The sequence below is a fragment of the Roseateles sp. AC306 genome, from assembly GCF_979253795.1.
In genome coordinates this window covers 734212-752088 of record NZ_CEEDEB010000002.1, presented here as the reverse complement: position 1 = coordinate 752088, position 17877 = coordinate 734212, and the positions used below count along the sequence as shown (strand labels likewise).

Annotated in this window: 16 protein-coding genes and 1 rRNA gene; 15 read left to right on the top strand and 2 right to left on the bottom strand. The window is 64.9% G+C overall.

The features are described 5' to 3' along the window. The first annotated feature begins 132 nt into the window (after positions 1-132). Together rrf and AC0IZJ_RS08120 are read left to right on the top strand one after the other, a co-directional pair. Positions 133-245, top strand: a 5S ribosomal RNA gene (rrf, locus tag AC0IZJ_RS08125). 276 nt (positions 246-521) lie between these two features. Then, on the top strand, positions 522-1139 hold the full coding sequence (locus tag AC0IZJ_RS08120; protein WP_471848455.1) for a 2'-5' RNA ligase family protein: 618 nt from the start codon (positions 522-524) through the stop codon (positions 1137-1139). 36 nt (positions 1140-1175) lie between these two features. Here AC0IZJ_RS08120 and ychF read toward each other — a convergent pair whose 3' ends face one another. Further along, complete coding sequence (gene ychF, locus AC0IZJ_RS08115; RefSeq protein WP_471848453.1) at positions 1176-2267, bottom strand: redox-regulated ATPase YchF; 1092 nt, start codon at positions 2265-2267, stop codon at positions 1176-1178. Between the two features lie 135 nt (positions 2268-2402). Between ychF and AC0IZJ_RS08110 the strand changes: the two genes are divergently transcribed. The 10 genes from AC0IZJ_RS08110 (at position 2403) to AC0IZJ_RS08065 (ending at position 12028) form a co-directional block, all read left to right on the top strand. Next, positions 2403-3536 carry an FAD-dependent monooxygenase gene (locus AC0IZJ_RS08110; protein ID WP_471848451.1) on the top strand — a complete coding sequence of 378 codons (1134 nt, stop codon included), beginning with the start codon at positions 2403-2405 and terminating at the stop codon, positions 3534-3536. 6 nt (positions 3537-3542) lie between these two features. Then, complete coding sequence (locus AC0IZJ_RS08105; RefSeq protein WP_471848449.1) at positions 3543-4367, top strand: DsbC family protein; 825 nt, start codon at positions 3543-3545, stop codon at positions 4365-4367. A 5-nt stretch (positions 4368-4372) separates the two neighbouring features. Next, a complete protein-coding gene (locus AC0IZJ_RS08100) occupies positions 4373-4810 on the top strand; it encodes a DUF3429 domain-containing protein (protein ID WP_471848448.1) in 438 nt (145 codons plus the stop codon). After that, entirely contained in the window at positions 4810-6531 is a 1722-nt protein-coding gene (locus tag AC0IZJ_RS08095) for a M61 family metallopeptidase (protein WP_471848446.1), read from the top strand. The genes AC0IZJ_RS08100 and AC0IZJ_RS08095 overlap by 1 nt, the downstream gene beginning before the upstream one ends. Positions 6532-6541: 10 nt before the next feature. Next, positions 6542-7663 (top strand): DUF3108 domain-containing protein, encoded by a 1122-nt coding sequence (locus AC0IZJ_RS08090; protein WP_471848444.1) that lies wholly within the window; start codon positions 6542-6544, stop codon positions 7661-7663. Next, positions 7660-8451 carry an enoyl-CoA hydratase gene (locus AC0IZJ_RS08085; RefSeq protein ID WP_471848442.1) on the top strand — a complete coding sequence of 264 codons (792 nt, stop codon included), beginning with the start codon at positions 7660-7662 and terminating at the stop codon, positions 8449-8451. The genes AC0IZJ_RS08090 and AC0IZJ_RS08085 overlap by 4 nt, the downstream gene beginning before the upstream one ends. 178 nt (positions 8452-8629) lie before the next feature. Continuing rightward, positions 8630-8989 (top strand): DUF4148 domain-containing protein, encoded by a 360-nt coding sequence (locus AC0IZJ_RS08080; RefSeq protein WP_471848440.1) that lies wholly within the window; start codon positions 8630-8632, stop codon positions 8987-8989. 122 nt (positions 8990-9111) lie between these two features. Beyond that, positions 9112-10131, top strand: a complete 1020-nt coding sequence (locus AC0IZJ_RS08075) for a substrate-binding domain-containing protein (protein ID WP_471848439.1) — start codon at positions 9112-9114, stop codon at positions 10129-10131. An 8-nt stretch (positions 10132-10139) separates the two neighbouring features. Continuing rightward, positions 10140-11282 (top strand): sugar ABC transporter permease, encoded by a 1143-nt coding sequence (locus tag AC0IZJ_RS08070; protein WP_471848437.1) that lies wholly within the window; start codon positions 10140-10142, stop codon positions 11280-11282. After that, a complete protein-coding gene (locus tag AC0IZJ_RS08065) occupies positions 11279-12028 on the top strand; it encodes an ATP-binding cassette domain-containing protein (protein WP_471848435.1) in 750 nt (249 codons plus the stop codon). The genes AC0IZJ_RS08070 and AC0IZJ_RS08065 overlap by 4 nt, the downstream gene beginning before the upstream one ends. A gap of 140 nt (positions 12029-12168) precedes the next feature. On the opposite strand, the gene AC0IZJ_RS08060 is transcribed toward AC0IZJ_RS08065, so the two are convergent. After that, entirely contained in the window at positions 12169-12885 is a 717-nt protein-coding gene (locus AC0IZJ_RS08060) for a hypothetical protein (RefSeq protein WP_471848433.1), read from the bottom strand. Positions 12886-13377: 492 nt separating this feature from the next. Between AC0IZJ_RS08060 and AC0IZJ_RS08055 the strand changes: the two genes are divergently transcribed. The 3 genes from AC0IZJ_RS08055 (at position 13378) to AC0IZJ_RS08045 (ending at position 17867) form a co-directional block, all read left to right on the top strand. Continuing rightward, complete coding sequence (locus AC0IZJ_RS08055) at positions 13378-15417, top strand: acyltransferase family protein (protein WP_471848431.1); 2040 nt, start codon at positions 13378-13380, stop codon at positions 15415-15417. A gap of 623 nt (positions 15418-16040) precedes the next feature. Next, positions 16041-17081, top strand: coding sequence for a glycosyltransferase family 2 protein (locus AC0IZJ_RS08050; protein ID WP_471848429.1), 1041 nt, complete (start codon positions 16041-16043; stop codon positions 17079-17081). A gap of 63 nt (positions 17082-17144) precedes the next feature. Next, positions 17145-17867 carry a sugar transferase gene (locus AC0IZJ_RS08045; protein ID WP_471848427.1) on the top strand — a complete coding sequence of 241 codons (723 nt, stop codon included), beginning with the start codon at positions 17145-17147 and terminating at the stop codon, positions 17865-17867. Positions 17868-17877 lie beyond the last annotated feature (10 nt).

The window sequence follows — 17877 nt, the reverse complement described above, 5'->3', positions numbered from 1 at the left end:
AAGACGCAATCAAATGAAAGCTGATTCCGCTGCAAGTAGTCATACTTGTGGTGTGCAGATTAGGCATCGCCTAGGTTTTGCTGACTCTACGAATTGGGTTTGTTGACCTCGTCAACAGACCAACCAGTCAAGCCTGACGACCATAGCGACTTGGTCCCACTCCTTCCCATCCCGAACAGGACAGTGAAACGAGTCAGCGCCGATGATAGTGCGGATTCCCGTGTGAAAGTAGGTCATCGTCAGGCTAGTTATTAAAGCCAACCCCCACCATTTGAAGATGGTGGGGGTTTCGCTTTTGGAGCTGTAATACTGATTCCGCCGTAGTGTGGTATCTGCCATCCCGGAATGATCGACGACGCCTCGATCAAACGGGCTGGGCTTGTCGAGATTGCAAGTGATGTCTCCGCTGCAACCGCATTCGCCGTAATCTCGCCGCGACCCGCTCAGGCCGCCCTGCATCTCCCGATGATGCCGCGTCTTACCCGTCAAAATCGCGTCCAGTCAACTACAGCGCAAATTCCATGAGCGATCAGCTGTGGCTCTTTGGTGAAGAGCCAGCGCCGGTGATGTTTGTGCCGCCTGTCTTGGCTAGCGGATGCCAGCCCAGCGGCTACTCCCTGTTCTTCGCAATCCGACCTTCACCCGCAGACTTGTTTCGTTGCGGCCAGTGCGTCGGTGGCCTGCGTCAGCAGCATGGCTCCGCTCGTGCCAAACCCATGGTCGCCGAGCGACTGCACGTGTCGTTGATGGAGGTCGCGAAGTTCGAACGCGAACTGCTGCAGTCGGTGCTGGACGACGCCATGGCGGCGGCAGCTCAGCTTCGACCCAGCGGGCCGCTCAAGCTCGGATTTGATCACCTCGAAAGCTTCTCCACGCATCCCGCTTGCGTGCTGGGCTGCACCGCTGACACCCGGCAGCAGGTGCTGACGGTGCGAGATCAACTGGTGCTCTGGTTGAGGCGACGCGGCCTGAAGCCTTTGGCGTTGAGTTCACCACACATGACGGCCTACTACGACCCAGCGCGTCTGGAGGGAAATCACGCCATCGAACTGCTGACATGCGTGGCAAGCCATGTCAGCCTGCTCCTCAGCTACAAGGGCTGCACAGAGCACAAACTACTTGGGGAATGGCCTTTGTGAACCTGCACACAGGCCGGCCTACGGACATCAAGAAGCTCAAACGTTGAACAGGAAATGCAGCACGTCGCCATCCTTGACGACGTACTCCTTGCCTTCCGCTCGCATCTTGCCCGCGTCCTTGGCGCCCTGTTCGCCGCGATGCTTGATGAAGTCGTCGTAGGCGATGGTCTGGGCGCGGATGTAGCCCTTCTCGAAATCGGTATGGATGACGCCGGCCGCCTGCGGGCCGGTGTCGCCGACGTGGATGGTCCAAGCGCGCACTTCCTTCACGCCGGCGGTGAAGTAGGTTTGCAGGCCCAGCAGCTTGAAGGCGGCGCGGATGAGGCGGTTCAGGCCCGGTTCGTCCTGGCCCATCTCGGCCAGGAACATCGCGCGGTCTTCGTCGGCCATGTCGGCCAATTCGGCTTCGGTCTTGGCGCAGATGGCGACGACGGGCGCGTTCTGGCTGGCGGCGTACTCGCGCAAGCGATCAAGGAAAGGGTTGTTCTCGAAGCCGTCCTCCGACACGTTGCCAACGAACATCGCCGGCTTGGCGGTGATCAGGCACAGCGGCTTCAGAATGAACAGCTCTTCCTTGCTGAAGTCGATGGAGCGCACCGGCTTCGCTTCATTCAGCGCCGCCTCGCATTTCTCCAGCACCTTCACAAGCGCGATCGCTTCCTTGTCGCCGGCGCGTGCCACCTTGTTGTAACGGTGAAGGCTCTTGTCCACGGTGCCCAGATCGGCCAGGCAGAGTTCGGTCTGGATCACCTCAATGTCGGAGATCGGGTCGATGCGGCCGCTGACGTGGATGACGTTCGGGTCCTCGAAGCAGCGCACGACGTTGACGATCGCATCGGTCTCTCGGATGTGCGATAGGAATTTGTTGCCCAGGCCTTCGCCTTTGCTGGCGCCCGCCACCAGGCCGGCGATGTCGACGAACTCGACCACGGCTGGCAGCACGCGTTCCGGGCTGACGATCTCGGCCAACGCCGCCAGGCGCGGGTCGGGCAGTTCGACGATGCCGACGTTGGGTTCGATAGTGCAGAACGGGTAGTTCTCGGCGGCGATGCCGGCTTTGGTGAGGGCGTTGAAAAGCGTGGACTTGCCGACATTGGGCAGGCCCACGATGCCGCATTTGAGGCTCATGGCAAGGCTTCCGTTGGGGAGAGGCGTCCGGCCGTTGCCGGCGCCGAAGCGGGCGATTTTAGTCGGCCGGCGCGTTGCGTCCGTGAGCGTGACCGGAAGCATGATCCGGTCGTACCCCCTGCCTACAATCGCCAGATGCAAAGCGTGGTGCAAAGTGTCGACGTGCTGGTGAGGGGACGGGGCGCCGTGGGCAGCAGCCTGGCCCTCAGCCTCGCTGTCCAGGGCCTCAACGTCGGCCTGAGCGGCTCGCCCGAAGCTCCGCGTGCGGACGATGTCCGGACCTATGCGCTGAACGCCGCCTCGATCGCTCTGCTGACGGAGCTGAAGGTCTGGGCGAGCTTGCCGGCAGATGCGGTGAGCCCGGTCTATGACATGGTCGTCTGTGGCGATGCCACTGAAGGCCAGCCCGCCGGGCGGCTGAGCTTCTCGGCCTGGCAGCAGGGCTTGCGCGAGCTGGCAGTCATCGTCGATGCCGGTGCGCTGGATGCACAACTGGCCACGGCGCTGCGCTTCTCGCCTCATGTGCACAACGTGGCCGACACCACGCCCGCCGCCCTGACGGCGCTTTGCGAGGGCCGTGAATCGGCTGCGCGTGCGGCGCTGGGCGTCGAGTTCAAGCCGCGCGCCTATGGGCATCGGGCCCTCGCCGCGCGCTTGAGTGCGGATCGCCCGCATCAGGGCGTCGCGCGTCAATGGTTCCAGCCGGGTGGCGAGGTACTGGCCCTGCTGCCCTTCGAGCGGCCGGCACCCGGAGCGTCCTACGGCCTGGTCTGGTCATGCGCCGAGGCCAGAGCCGAACAGTTGCAGGCCTTGTCTGTGCAGGACTTCGAGCGTGAACTGAATGCCGTCACTGGCGGCGCCGCAGGCGAACTCAAGCTCGGCAGTGAGCGATCCAGCTGGCCCCTCGCGCTCGCCCGTGCCGACGCGGTCAGCGGCCCCGGCTGGGTGTTGCTGGGTGATGCTGCTCATATCGTCCACCCGCTGGCCGGCCAGGGGCTCAACCTCGGCCTGGGTGACGTCGCCGCGCTGGCTCGCGTGCTGGCCGAACGCGAACCCTGGCGACCCCTCGGCGACGAGCGCCTGCTGCGCCGCTACGCCCGCGAGCGCCTGGCGCCCACGCTGGCCATGGGTGAGCTGACCGACATGCTGCAACGCCTGTTTGCCCACGCTTCTCCTGCTGCCCAAGGCCTGCGCAACCGCGGCCTGGACGCGCTCAATCAACTCACCCCCGTGAAGCGCTGGCTCACCCAGCGTGCCCTCGGGCTCTAACCTCCCATGGGTTCGCCGCGCATCGTGTTGTCTTCCTTCGTCCGCTTTCTGCCCGGCTTCTTGCTCATCGCCGCCTGCCTGCCTGCCTCGGCCGACGAGCCCGTCACTCGCAAGGCGCCGCCGATCGCGCGTGCCGCGAATGCGTCCGCCGCCCCCAAGGTCGATGAGGCCAGCATTCGGAAGATCCTGGCCGAACGCATGCCCGCCGCGCCGAAGATCGATGCAGTGCGGCCGTCGCCCATGCCCGGGCTGTGGGAGGTCGTCATTGGCAACGAAGTCCGCTACACCGACCCCACCGGCAGCTTCCTGCTCGAAGGCGAACTCATCGACCTCAAGGCCAAAAAGAACCTGACCGAGGAGCGGGTCAACCAACTTAACCGCGTCGATTTCGCGGCCCTGCCGTTCAAGGACGCGGTGGTGTGGAGGAACGGCAACGGCAAGCGCCGCATCGCGGTCTTCGCCGACCCCAACTGCGGCTACTGCAAGCGCTTCGAGGCATCGTTGCAAGAGCTGAAGGACGTCACGGTCTACACCTTCCTGCTGCCCATCCTCGGCGGCGATTCGCCGGAGAAGACGCGCGCGATCTGGTGCGCCAAGGACCGTTCGGGCGCCTGGCTGGGCTGGATGCTCAAGGGCGAACAGCCGCCCAAGCCCGGCGCGACCTGCGACGACTCGGCCATCGAGCGCAACCTGGCGCTCTCGCGCAAGATCCACGTCAACGGCACGCCGGCCATCCTGCTGGAAGACGGCAACCGCATCCCTGGCGCCGTGGGTGCAGTCGAGCTCGAGAAGCGCCTGCAGGCCCTGGCCGCACCGGCCAGGAAGTCCTGATGCCGATGAGCGCTGAACATCGCGAACTGGCTCATCGCCTGGGTTACGCAGGCCTCATCCCTTTCGTGCTCGGCTGCCTGCTGATCTGGCTGATCGGTGACCGCGATCTCGACCAGCACGCCTTTGTCAGCCTGGCCATGTCGGCCTATGCCGGCTTGGTCATCGCCTTTCTCGGCGGCATTCATTGGGGCCTGTCCTTTGCTCGTGGCCTGCCCGGGCGACAGCCGCTCGTCTGGGGCGTTTGTGCTGCGCTGCTGGGTTGGCTCGGCGTGCTGATGGCACCCTATGCCGGCCTGGCACTGCATGGCGGCGTGCTGATCGCCTGCTACGTCGTCGACCGCCGTGTCTACCCGCAGCTGGGCGCTGCCGACTGGCTGACGCTGCGTTTCCGGCTCACGCTGGTGGGCGCTCTGAGCTGCTTCCTCGCCGCCGCGGGCAGCTGATGACGGGGCCGCGCTACCGGGTCGAGCTGGCCGACACCACAGTCCACCGCTACCGCGTCACCTTGACGCTGGCCAACCCTGCGGCCGAGGAGGAGCTCAGCCTGCCGGTGTGGATTCCCGGCAGCTATCTGGTGCGTGAGTTCGCCAAGCATCTGAGCGGCATGAGCGCGCGACAGGGCAGCCGCGAGCTGGCCGTCGAGCAGCTCGACAAGGCAAGCTGGCGCGTTCGCTGCACAGGGCGTGCCGCCTTGACAGTCAGCTACGACGTCTACGCCTTCGACGCCTCAGTGCGCACCGCCTGGCTGGACAGCCAGCGCGCCTTCTTCAACCCCAGCAGCGTGTGCCTGCGGGCGCATGGCCGCGAGGGCGAAGCGCATCGCATCGAGCTGGCAGGCGTGCCCAAGGGCTGGCGAGTGGCGACTGAGATGCGCGAGCGCGACGGCGGCTTCGAGGCCGCTGGCTATGACGAACTGGTCGACCATCCCTTCGAGATCGGCCCGCACTGGCAGGGCGAGTTCACGGCCGCTGGCGTGACTCATCGCATCGTCGTGGCGGGTGCCTGGCCGAGCTTTGACGGCAAGCGATTGCTGGCCGACGTGCAGCGCATCTGCGAGTCGCAGATCGCGTTCTGGCGTGATGGCAAGAACAGCGTGCCGTTCCAGCGCTACAGCTTCCTGCTCTGGGCCGTGGACGACGGCCATGGCGGCCTTGAGCACCGCGCCAGCACCGCACTGATCTGCGCACGCCGCGAGCTGCCTACGGCCGCCGAGAGTGCTGCGCCGAGCGACAACTATGCAAGGCTGTTGGGCCTGTTCAGCCACGAGTACTTCCACGCCTGGAACGTGAAGCGGCTGCGGCCGGCCGAGTTCGCCACCTTCGACTACCAGCGCGAAAACTACACCGAGCTGCTGTGGTTCTTCGAAGGATTCACCAGCTACTACGACGAGCTGTTCCTGCACCGCGCCGGCCTCATCGACGCGTCGCGCTACCTCAAGCTGCTGGTGGCCTCGGTCAACGGCGTTCTGGCTGCGCCGGGGCGCCGTGTGCAGCCCTTGGCGCAAGCCAGCTTCGAGGCCTGGACCAAGTACTACCGGCCCGACGAGAACAGCCCCAACGCGACGAGCAACTACTACGCGCAGGGCGCGCTGGTAGCGCTGTGCCTGGACCTGAGCCTGCGTGCGCACAAGTCCAGCTTGGATGCCTTGATGCTTCAACTGTGGGCGAGCAGCGCAGGTGGGCCGGTCAGCGAAGGAGACATCCTCGCAGCGGTGACGGCGCTGGGCGGCGACGAGCTCGCGGCGCAATTGCACGGCTGGGTGCATGGCACGGGCGAACTGCCTTTGCGCGAGCTGCTGGCCACGCACGGCGTCGACTGGCGCGACGACGGCCGTCAGAGCGTCGCCCAGCGCCTCGGCCTGCGGGCGCGAGAGTCCGCGTTGACCGGCGTTCAGGTCAGCCATGTGCTGACCGGCGGCGCGGCTGAGGCGGCTGGCGTCAGTGCGCGCGACGAGATCCTGGGCTGCAACGGCTGGCGGCTGCGCCGGCTGGACGATGCATTGGGTCTGCTGGCCGCTGGCGAAACGCGGCTGCGCCTGGTTCTCAGCCGCGACCAGCGCCTTGTGGAGTTGGCGGTCGAGTTGCCGCCCACACGGCCCGCCGCTGTCGCCCTCACATTGGCCGACGGCGCGCAGCCCCACCGGCGCCGCTGGCTCGGCGCCTGAAGACGCTGCCATGAAGACACCACGGCCACCTTGGCTGCTGGTGCTGGCCGTGCTGGGTCTGCACCTGCTGCTTGGCCGCGAGGTGCAGCGCATCCAGGAGGGTTGGCTGCATGAAGGCCCGCCGCCCATGCCGCCGCGTATGCAGGTCGAGTTCGTGCAGGAGCTGGCGATGCAGCCACCGGTGGCTGTCCGTGTGGTGCCGCCACCGCCGCCTGAGCCCACTCGCAAGCCTGAGCCTGCTGCCGCGCCGACCGCAGCGCAGGCAGCATCCCAGCCGGCCTCTGAGCCTGAACCGGCACGTGAACCCACGCTGGAGCCGCCGTCCGAACGCATGGCCGAGGCAGCGTCAGCGCCCGCCGAAGCCGCATCGGTCGTCGCCGAGGCCGCTTCCGCCGCGTCCAACGCAGAGCCGGGCCCCGAATGGCCGCTCTCCACACGGCTGACCTATGCGCTGACCGGCAACTACCGGGGGCCCGTCTACGGCCAGGCGCAGGTCGAATGGCTGCGCAAGGGTGCCGACTACCAGGTCCATCTGGACGTGTCCGTCGGCCCCAACTTCGCACCCTTCATCACCCGGCGCATGAGCAGCCAGGGCCAGCTGACCACCGAGGGCATTGCGCCGCAACGGTATGACGAAGAGACGAAATTCATCCTCGGCGATGCCCGCCGCGCCAGCGTCTTCTTCCTGCCCGCCGAGGTGCAACTGTCCACCGGCCAGCGCCAGCTTACGCAGCGCGGCGCACAGGATTCCGCCAGCCAGTTCGTGCAGCTGACCTGGCTCTTCATGACCGGCCGCGAGCCGCTGCAGGCCGGCCGCATCGTGCAGTTCCCGCTCGTGTTGCCGCGAAAGCAGTACGCCTGGCAGTACGAGGTGGTCGGCGAAGCCCTGCTGGACACGCCGATGGGCCCCGTCGCCAGCTGGCACATCCGGCCGACCGCGCAGACCCGCGCGCGGGTGGGCGGTGGCGACCTGGTCGCCGAGGCCTGGCTGGCGCCGTCCCTGCAATACCTGCCCGTGCGCCTGGTCATCCGCCAGGACGAGCAGACCTACATCGATCTGATGCTCAAGAGCGCGCCGCTGCAGGCCGCGCCAGAATCGACCAACGACATCCCCCGGAGGCTGAGCCAATGACCACTTACGAATGCATCCTCACCGCCGTCCACGGCGACGGCCCACGCAAGACCGCGCTGATCACGCTGAACCGCCCCAAGGCGCTGAATGCGCTGAACGACCAGCTCATGGACGAGCTGGGCGAGGCGCTGCTGGCCTTCGACGCCGACGACGGCATCGGCTGCATCGTGCTGACCGGCTCGGAGCGCGCCTTTGCGGCCGGGGCCGACATCCCGACCATGCTGCCCCACACCTTCGTCACGGCCTTCAAAAGCGGCCTGCTGTCCAGGAACTGGGAAACCATCCTGCAGGTGCGCAAGCCCGTCATCGCGGCTGTGGCCGGCTTCGCGCTCGGCGGCGGTTGCGAACTGGCCATGATGTGCGATTTCATCATCGCCGCCGACTCCGCGAAATTCGGCCAGCCCGAGATCAAGCTCGGCATCGTGCCCGGCGCCGGCGGTACGCAGCGCCTGCCGCGCTCCATCGGCAAGAGCAAGGCCATGGACATGCTGCTGACGGCCCGCATGATGGGCGCAGCGGAGGCCGAGAGCGCCGGCCTGGTGTCGCGCGTCGTGCCGGCGGACAAGCTGCTGGAGGAAGCACTGGCAGCGGCCGAGACCATCAACGGCTTCAGCGGCCCGTCCGCCGCGCTGATCAAGGAACTGGTGAACCTGGCTTACCAGACGCCGCTGACCGACGGCGTGGCTGTCGAGCGGCGCTACTTCCACGCGCTGTTCGGCAGCCACGATCAGCGCGAAGGCATGGAAGCCTTCCTGGCCAAGCGGGCGCCGAACTTCGAGCACCGTTGACTTGGTATGGCGAAACGATGACGAACTAGGGATAACTGTTTGCGCTGAAGGAATAGTCAGTTCCCGCGAGCCTGGTGTTTCTACTGAGTTGCTCTCCCTACAGTTCAGGCCATGGACAGCGCGGTCGCGTTGTCCGAATGACCCAAGCAGGACGTTCCTGCCACTGAAGGAGCCCGTCATGAGCAAGCTGTCCACCATCATCGCCGCCACCCTGTTGATCGCCGCCGGTGCCGCATCTGCCCAATCCACTCCGGTGACCCGCGAGCAAGTCATCGCCGAACTGGTTGCCGCCCGCAACAGCGGAGAACTCGGTGCCATCCAGGGCGAAGCCGGCGTTGTCATCACCACCCCGACCAGCGCCAAGGCCGCCCCCGTTCTTACCGCCAAGCTGCCCCGCCAGGCCGTGCTGACCGTCCGTTCGCCCGAAAGCCGCAGCATTGACGAGGTCGTTGCAGACCACGGCGAAAACGCTGCCCGCGAACTCGGGGATTTCCCGGCCCCCGTTGCCCGCCGCGCCACCGCTTTGGCGGGTCGCTGAGCCGGCCGCTGAAACAAAGCGGTTTCAAGAGGTTGAAAGCGACCCGGGAGGGTCGCTTTTTTGTTGCCCGCGTTCCTAGAATCCGCAGCCCAGACCAAACGGGCGTTGGAGACAAGATGCGAATGCAGCAAGTATGGGCAGCGACGACGCTGCTGATGGCCTCGATGAGCGCAACAGCCGCCGGCCCGGTGGTGGGCGTGAGCTGGTCCAACTTCCAGGAGGAACGCTGGAAGACCGACGAGGCCGCCATCAAGGCCGAGCTCGCCCGGCTGGGCGGCAGCTACCTGAGCGCCGACGCGGGCGGATCGCCCGAGAAGCAGATCGGCGACGTTGAGTCCTTGCTGGCCAAGGGCGCCAAGGTGCTCATCATCCTGGCCATGGACAAGGACGCCGTCGCGCCAGCACTGAACAAGGCCAAGGCGCGCAAGGTGCCGGTGCTGGCCTATGACCGCCTCATCGAAGCCCCCGAGGTGTTCTACCTGACCTTCGACAACCGCGAGGTCGGCCGCCTGCAGGCCAAGGCCGTGCTGGCCGTGAAGCCACAGGGCCGCTACGTGATGATCAAGGGCTCGCCGAGCGACCCGAACGCCGACTTCCTGCGCGCCGGTCAACAGGACGCACTGGCCGACGCCGTCAAGAAAGGCGACGTGAAGATCGTCGCCGAGGAATACACCGACGGCTGGAAGCCCGAGGTGGCGCAGAAGAACATGGAGCAGATCCTGACGCGCCTGAAGGGCGGCGTCGATGCGGTCGTGGCCAGCAATGACGGCACGGCCGGGGGCGCCATCGCTGCGCTGGCAGGCCGCGGCATCAAGGGTGTGCCGGTCAGCGGCCAGGACGCCGACCACGCCGCGCTGAACCGCGTGGCGCTGGGCACGCAGACGGTGTCGGTCTGGAAGGACTCGCGCGCGCTCGGCAAGGCGGCGGCTGCTGCTGCAGTGCAACTGGCAGCGGGCCAGAAGGTCGACGGCGCCACCGCCTGGGCGGGCGGTGAGCGCAAGGTCACGCTGCAGGCCAAGTTCCTGGCACCGGTGGCCATCACGCAAGCCAACCTCGGTGAAGTCATCACCGCCGGTTGGGTGCCGAAGGCTGTCGTCTGCAAGGGTGTCGACACGGCCAAGGCGCCGGCGGCCTGCAAGTAAGGACAGCGATGAATGCCCAGACCCAGCGGCTTGCCGTCATGGCGGCCGTGCTGGTGGCCATCGCCATCGGCTTTCATGTGCTCACCGGCAGCTTTCTGACGGCCGAGAACCTCTACAACATCGCGCAGCAGACGGCGGTTGTCGGCATCGTCGCCGCCGGCATGGCGCTCATCATCGTCGCGCGGCAGATCGATCTCGCGGTCGGCTCGTTGCTCGGCGCCGTCGGCGTGCTGATGGCCTGGCTGCAATACACGCAGGGCTGGTCGGTCGGCGCATCCTTGTTCGCCGGCCTCGGCCTGGCTCTCGTCGTCGGCCTGTTCCAGGGCTGGCTGTCGTCCGTCATCGGTATCCCGTCTTTCGTTGTGACGCTGGGTGGCCTGGTGTCTCTGCGCGGCGTGGCCTTCCTCATCGCCGACGGCAAGACGCAGCCGGTCAGCGAGCCCTGGCTGCTGGCATTGGGCGGTGGCATCGACGGTTCGCTGGGCGAGCGCGGCAGCTGGCTGCTGGGCGTCGGGCTGATCGCCATGCTGTGGGGCTGGCAGGCCGTGCAGCGCCGGGCGCAGCAGCGCGCCGGCGGCGTGCCGGGCGACATCAGGCATGAGCTGATCAAGGGCGGCCTTGCGGCGGTGGCGGTTTTCGGCTGCGTGGCCGTCTTCAATGCCTACCGCCTCGAAGGCCAGGAGCAGGGGCAGGGACTGCCGATGCCGCTGGTGATCTGGGTGGCCGTCGTGCTGTTGCTGGGCTTTGTGGCCAAGCACACGCGCTTCGGCCGCTACGTCTACGCCATCGGCGGCAATCCTGATGCGGCACGGCTGGCCGGCATCCCGGTCAAGCGCGTGATGATCCAGCTGAACCTGCTGCTGGCAGCGCTGGTGGCCCTGGCTGCCATCGTCGCGATGGCGCGCCTGAACGCGGGCACGAACTCGATGGGCACCGGCATGGAGCTGACGGTCATCGCAGCAGCGGTCATCGGTGGCGTGAGCCTGGCCGGTGGCAGCGGCAGCGTCGGCGGCACGGTGCTGGGCGCATTGATCATCCAGAGCATCGACAGCGGCCTGCTGCTGACCGATGTGGGCATAGGCTGGCGCATGGTGGTGCTCGGCCAGGTGCTGGTTGCCGCAGTTGTCTTTGATCGCGTGGTGCAGAAATGACGGCCCTGCTTGAAGTGCGCGATGCGCGCAAATCCTTTGGCGGCGTGCATGCGGTCGACGGCATCAGCCTGAGCCTGGCACCGGGCGAGGTGCTGGCCGTGCTGGGGCACAACGGCGCGGGCAAGTCGACGCTGATGCAGATGATCGCCGGCGCGTTGCCCTTCGACGGCGGCGAGCTGGTGCTCAGCGGCGAAAAAGTGAAGTTCGCAAGCCCGGCGGATTCGCGTGCCGCCGGCATCGAGACCATCCACCAGAAGCTGGCCCTGGCCGACAACCTCGACTCCGTCGCCAACCTCTTCCTTGGCCGCGAACTGCGCACGCGCCTGGGTCTGCTGGACGACGCTGCCATGCGGTCCGCCGCCGTGCCGTTGTTCGCGCGCCTGAACCCGAACTTCAAGAACATCGCCGACCCGGTGATGTCGCTGTCAGGCGGCCAGCGTCAGGTGGTCGCCATCGCGCGGGCGCTGCAGTTCAAGGCGCGGGTGCTGATCATGGACGAGCCCTGCGCGGCGCTCGGCCCCTCAGAGACGGCGATGGTCCACGACCTCATTCGCAGGCTGGCGGCCGAGGGCGTTGGCATCCTGCTTGTGACGCACGACATGCCCGACGTGTTTGCGCTGTCCAACCGCCTGGCCGTCATGAAGAACGGCCGCATGGTGGGCGTCTGCCGTACGGCGGACGTGACGGAGGACGAGGTGCTGGCGATGATCATCGCGGGCAAGGCACCGGCGGTCGCAACGGCCTGATGTTTTTCATTCTGTTCAAAACTGATGTTTTGACTGGGATGAGAAACAGATGCCGGCCAAATTTCCTCGCGTGCCCCGTGCCCCGTGCCCCGTGCCCCGTGCCGTAGCGGCTGCGCGAGCGTGCTACTGCCGTGTCTGGGCTAGCGCCTGACTGAATCCTTCACCGCTTGCGTCGGCGCGCCGTCCCGTGATTCCGTGAGAGTCCTCGGGAGGCTGGGCCGCAAAGCGCTGGCAAGCAGGCTGAATGCCCGTGCAACGATCCAAAGCCTGGCATCGAGGCCGACGACCCGTGCAATCTGCTTTCTTGAGCCGATCGTCTCAAGCAACTGAATCACCAGGCTGCCGTAAGGTGTCGCAAGTCGGCTCGACATTCCGCGACCGCCTCGTTTGTCAACCAAGTGCCCTGGATAGAGGACCGAGAAGAGCGAACCCGGATGAGTTCGTGACGTAGCAGCCGCTGTGGCTTCGGCCAGATTCTTAAAGGCTGCGTAATAGGCACGTTCACGTGGCGGCAGCAGCGCTATGACGGTAGAGACAAGAACGAAATGAATGGTGCCGTCATACGCACTCACGAGTTCCGAAAGATATCGGCACTCCGCAGTGAAAGCGCCCAGGTGCCGCTCGGGGTCGGGCGATGTCGGATGCACCAGTCCCAGTGCGCACATGACGACAGCGATGTGGCTTGAAGAGGTCGGCAGACCTGCAACGATGGCGCCGTCCGGGAAATGCTGCTGCAACAGCGCCCGCTCAGCTGGCGTCGCGCACAGGACGAACGTCGATAGCCCTGCTTGCGTCGCCCGCAGATACAGCTCTCTGGCCAGTCTCGTCCTACCGCCGAAGATAAACAGGTCAGTCATCGTTGCTACAACGCCTTTGGCTTCGACACGCGAGCGATGCTCGCAGGGCTCGTCTTGAGCCGTTCACTGCGCAGTGAACGGCCTGGAAATGCATGATTGACTCGCATCCTGTGCGTCTGGCGACGACCGGTTCGGGCCATATGCGCAGGAGCAATGCAAATTTGACGCCACCCAAGTATGGCTGCCCGTGAACCTGCGGCAACGCTCGCATGGATTCCGTCTGCGGTGGCCGGAGACAGAACGATTCGATAGCAGTTGGCGTCGAATCAGCGAGGGGCACGCGGCCGCAAGGGCCGAGCCGGCGGCGGTGGTTGAAGCGCAAAGGTTCGCGGCAGTTCATTGGCCTAAGTGCTCCGTAAAGCCGTTCTGAGCCCCGCACTCGCGGGGTGCACGCTTGCTGCAAGCGGCCATGCTCAGTACCCTTGTTACATAAATAAACAAGTAGGGCTGCGTCCGATCTTTCGGGCCTCGCGCAAGTTGGAGACAACAAGAATGAAGGCGACTTCTGGCGCGTCAGGGCAAGACCTGGCCCATGCCCTGCATGGAAGTGCCAGTGGCACGGACGGCGGATATCGGGCAGATATCGATGGACTTCGCGGCCTCGCCGTTCTCGCCGTCGTCGGCTATCACGCCTTTCCCTACTGGCTTCGCGGCGGCTTCGTCGGCGTCGACGTCTTCTTCGTCGTCTCCGGCTTCCTGATCACCAGCATCATCATCGGTGGTCTCGAAGACAACCGATTCAGCCTTGCCAATTTCTACGGTCGGCGCATCCGGCGCATCTTCCCTGCCTTGCTGCTCGTGCTGGCCAGCTGTTGGGTCGGCGGCTGGTTCCTGCTGTTGGCCGACGAGTACGAACAGTTGGGCAAGCACATCGCCGGCGGTGCGGGATTCGTTTCGAACCTGGTGCTGTGGCGTGAGGGCGGGTACTTTGACAGCGCAGCCGAGACCAAGTCGCTGTTGCACCTGTGGTCGCTGGGCATCGAGGAGCAGTTCTACATCGCCTGGCCGGTGCTGCTGTGCTTCGTTGCTCGGCGACGCATTCACGCGTTGGCGGTCACGCTGCTCGTCGCTGGCGCTTCGTTCGCACTTGGCCTGCACGTCCTGAGCAGCGACGAGACCGCGTCGTTCTACGCACCCCAGACCCGCGTCTGGGAACTGCTGATCGGCGCCGCGCTGGCGCAGGTCTCGCGGTATCGGGCGACGGTGATGTTCGGCGGCCTCGCGCGCGCTGCCGATGTCCAGTCCGCCGTCGGCCTGGCCCTGATTGGCATTGGCCTGGTGACGATCTCCCAGGCGCAGCCGTTCCCAGGCTGGCGAGCCTTGCTGCCGACCGTCGGCACCGCCCTCATCATTGCGGCCGGCAGCGGCGCCTGGATCAACCGCAAGGTGCTGGCGCACCGGCTCGCGGTGTGGTTCGGGCTGATCAGCTTTCCGCTGTACCTGTGGCACTGGCCGCTGCTGACGTTCGCCCGCATCGTCGAGAGCGAAATGCCTTCGCGGGCGACAAGGACGGCATTGGTCCTGCTGGCCATCGTGCTGGCGTGGCTGACGTACCGGCTGGTCGAGCGGCCGATTCGGCTGGGCGGGCGCGGCGCCATGAAGGTCGGTGTGTTGGTCGGGCTGATGGTGCTCGTGGGCGCGGCCGGTCTCGAGTGCTATCGACGCGACGGGTTCGACGGCCATGGTCTGAGATCGGCAGGAACACGCGAGTTCGCCAACCACTTCGAGAACAGCCTTCCCGATTGGAAGTACTACGAACGGACGCAAGCGTTCAAGACAAGCCGCGTCGAGTGCAACTTCTACGACATCGCACGATTCCGCGACGGCCAGGCGACGCGAGTGCCGCTCGAAAGGATCCATCCCGCCTGCTATGAACGAGACCCGACGCGTGAACGTGCCGTGATGATCTGGGGAGACTCGCATGCCCAACAGCTCTTCTTCGGCTTGAACGAGGTGCTGCCGAAGAGCTGGCAGATCCTTCAGGTGGCCAGCTCGGACTGCATACCCGACGCCAGCGGCCTGACCGACTCCGCCGTCGACCACTGCATGCGTTCCAACTGGTTCGCGATGAAAGTGATTCGGGAGGCCAAGCCTGACGTCGTGATCGTCGCCCAGAACCTCGGCCACAACAAGGCAGACATGGAGCGCACTGTCGCCAGTCTGAAGGCGCTGGGAGTTCCGAGGATCGTCCTCACCGGACCCGTCCCTCACTGGACGACGAACCTGCCCAACCTGATCCTGCGCAGGCTCTGGCCCGACACGCCGGAGCGGACGCTGGTCGGTATCGACAAGCAGGTCATGGCCGCGAACACCGAATTGCGCCAAAGCTTCATGCCTCAGCAGGGCGTTTATCTGGTCGACCTCATCGACCACTTCTGCAACGCGGAAGGTTGCCTGACCAGGATAGGTTCCGACCGGATGACCGGCATCACCTCATCGGACTACGGGCATCTGACGCCGATTGCGTCAGAGCATCTGGCCAGGCATTTGCTGGCAGACGTGGTCGTCAATGGCAACGGCAAGCCGCAGTAGCCCGGAGGCGTCCCGTGTTTCGGGCGCAGCGAGGTAGCGGCTTGCATGCACGACAGCCCGCAACTTGCCAGTCGCTGGAGGCGATCCAATGAACGCACCTGATCGCTGCATAGGCGCGTTCCAAATCAGGCCTTTGCACCACAGTCGCGCAGTTCGTTCCGCACAAATGCACCGTAACCAGCGCGGTATGCCCTGTTGAGGGCGGCACGGCGTCGAACAGGGAAACCACCTAGGGCGTTTCCGCTTCGTACGGGCGACGGATGGCAAGCGATCTCCGAAGTTTCAAAGGCCTGACACAGAACGCCGGGCGCTTTGGCGCGGCAATCAACAGACTTCATCAATCAGTATGGAAATACCCCCCGGAGTTGTGTCGCTGCGGTCGTCGACAGGCCCTGCGTCCTGGGGGATGGACGCGATATGCACCGTCGTCAACACTCGAAATTGACCGATAGGCAATTCGCGTTTCAACCAGCCTCGTGCCGATCTCTAGGCACAAAACCTGCATGAAGCCACAGCAACGCCATTGGGTCTGGATTAGCGCAACTGAAGCCCGCGCGCCTGCATGTGGTGTTGGGCGGCGCGGCAGTTGAGCTATTGGCGAGAGTTAGCAATCTGGGGGTTTGATGAGTCAGCCGACCGTTACCGTCGTGGTGCCCGTTCGCAATGGCACAAAAGTGTTGCCTCTTTGTCTTAACGCGATGAAGACCCAGTCCTACCCGGCCGAGCTCTTCGAAGTGATCGTCATTGATGATGAATCCACCGACGGCACCGCCAAGATGGTCGAGTCCATGGCCGCCGAGTGGCAGGCCGCTTCAATCAAGACCCGACTCCGGCTGATCCGCAAGCCCTGGGGCGGCGCTGGCGCTGCTCGCAATCGTGGCGTCGCCGAAGCCTGGGGTGAAGTGGTGCTGTTCACCGACGCCGATTGCGAACCGGTGCCGACATGGATAGACGAGATGATGAAGCCACTGGCCGATCCGTCGATTCAGGCTGTCGCCGGGGGTTACCTCACCAAGCAGGCGAGCGCAGTGGCCAGGCTCGCGCAGGCCGAATTCGAAGACCGCTACCGGCATGTCGCCAAATACAAATACGTCGACATCGCTTTCACTCATTCGGCCGCCGTGCGAAAGACTGCGTTCCTTCAATCCAAAGGATTCGATGAACGCATTCCCAACAATGCGGATGATCTTGAGTTGTCGTATCGGCTCGCTGTTTCCGGGCACCCGATTGTCTTTGCGCCCAAAGGACTCGTGTATCACCAGCACCCCGCGACATTGGGCGATTACATCAAGAAGAAAATCGGCCGCGGCTATTGGCGCACGCTCGTGTTCAAGCGCTATCCAGAAAAACTCAAGTCCGACAGCTATACGCCGCAAACCCTCAAGCTCCAGATCCTGCTGATGGGGTTGTTCGCGGTGACTCTCGTCGCCAGCCTCTTTTCTCCAGCGCTGCTTTGGGTGGCGGCATTGGCTTTCGCACTGACCTTTGCCACCGCGCTGCCATTTGCATTGCGACTCAAGGGGTCGCTTGGCCTGAAATTGCTGGCACCGTTCTTCCTGGTCGTACAGGCGGGCGCAATCGGATGGGGGACCTTCCTGGGAATGTTCGGGCGAATCGAACACTACGAGATCGGCGGACGAAAGGCCAAGGGCGTACCGACCTGAATCCACAACCCGTCATTCAACGATTGACGATCGCCTGTGACGCGTTCTTTTTAGGGAGATCTCATGTCAAAACGCATGTTGGACTTGATTGCGATCATCTTGACGTCGCCGATCTGGCTGCCAGTGCTCCTGATCACCATGCTGCTGATGGCGATCATCGAGGGGCGACCGATCTTTTACGGGTCCAAGCGGCGGGTCCAGCGTCATCGCAGTATGCGGATATGGAAGTTCCGCACCATGGTGCGGAACGCCGAATCCGTCTTCAATCGCGACTCGGTCCCGGTGACGAACCAGCGATTCCTCAACACCCCCTCCGACTCGCCGCTTTACACCCGGCTCGGCCGCTGGATCGAGCGTTGCCAGATTACCGAACTGCCACAAATCTTCCACGTGATAGCGGGACAGATGACGATCGTTGGCAACCGCCCGTTGCCTGAGAACGTCATCGAGTCTTTGCGCGAGATCTATCCCAATGTGGAAGAGCGATTCCGGACGCCGGCGGGCTTGACCGGGCTGACCCAGTTGATTGGCCGGGAAGAGATCTCTGACCTGAGTCGGCTCAAGCTCGAGTGCCACTACTGCCGCGCCACCGATCAGAACTACTCGGCGCGGCTGGACGTGCTGATCCTGCTCTACACGGTCCTGATCGTGCTGCGGCTCATGCGCCCCTACACCGCTGAGAAAGCGCACGCAATGATTGATCGCTACAGCCCCGGATCGTGGGCCACCAGCATGTTCGATTCGTCCCACGCCGACGCGTCCATGGCAGAAAGGGATCCAGCATGAAAGTCGCCAC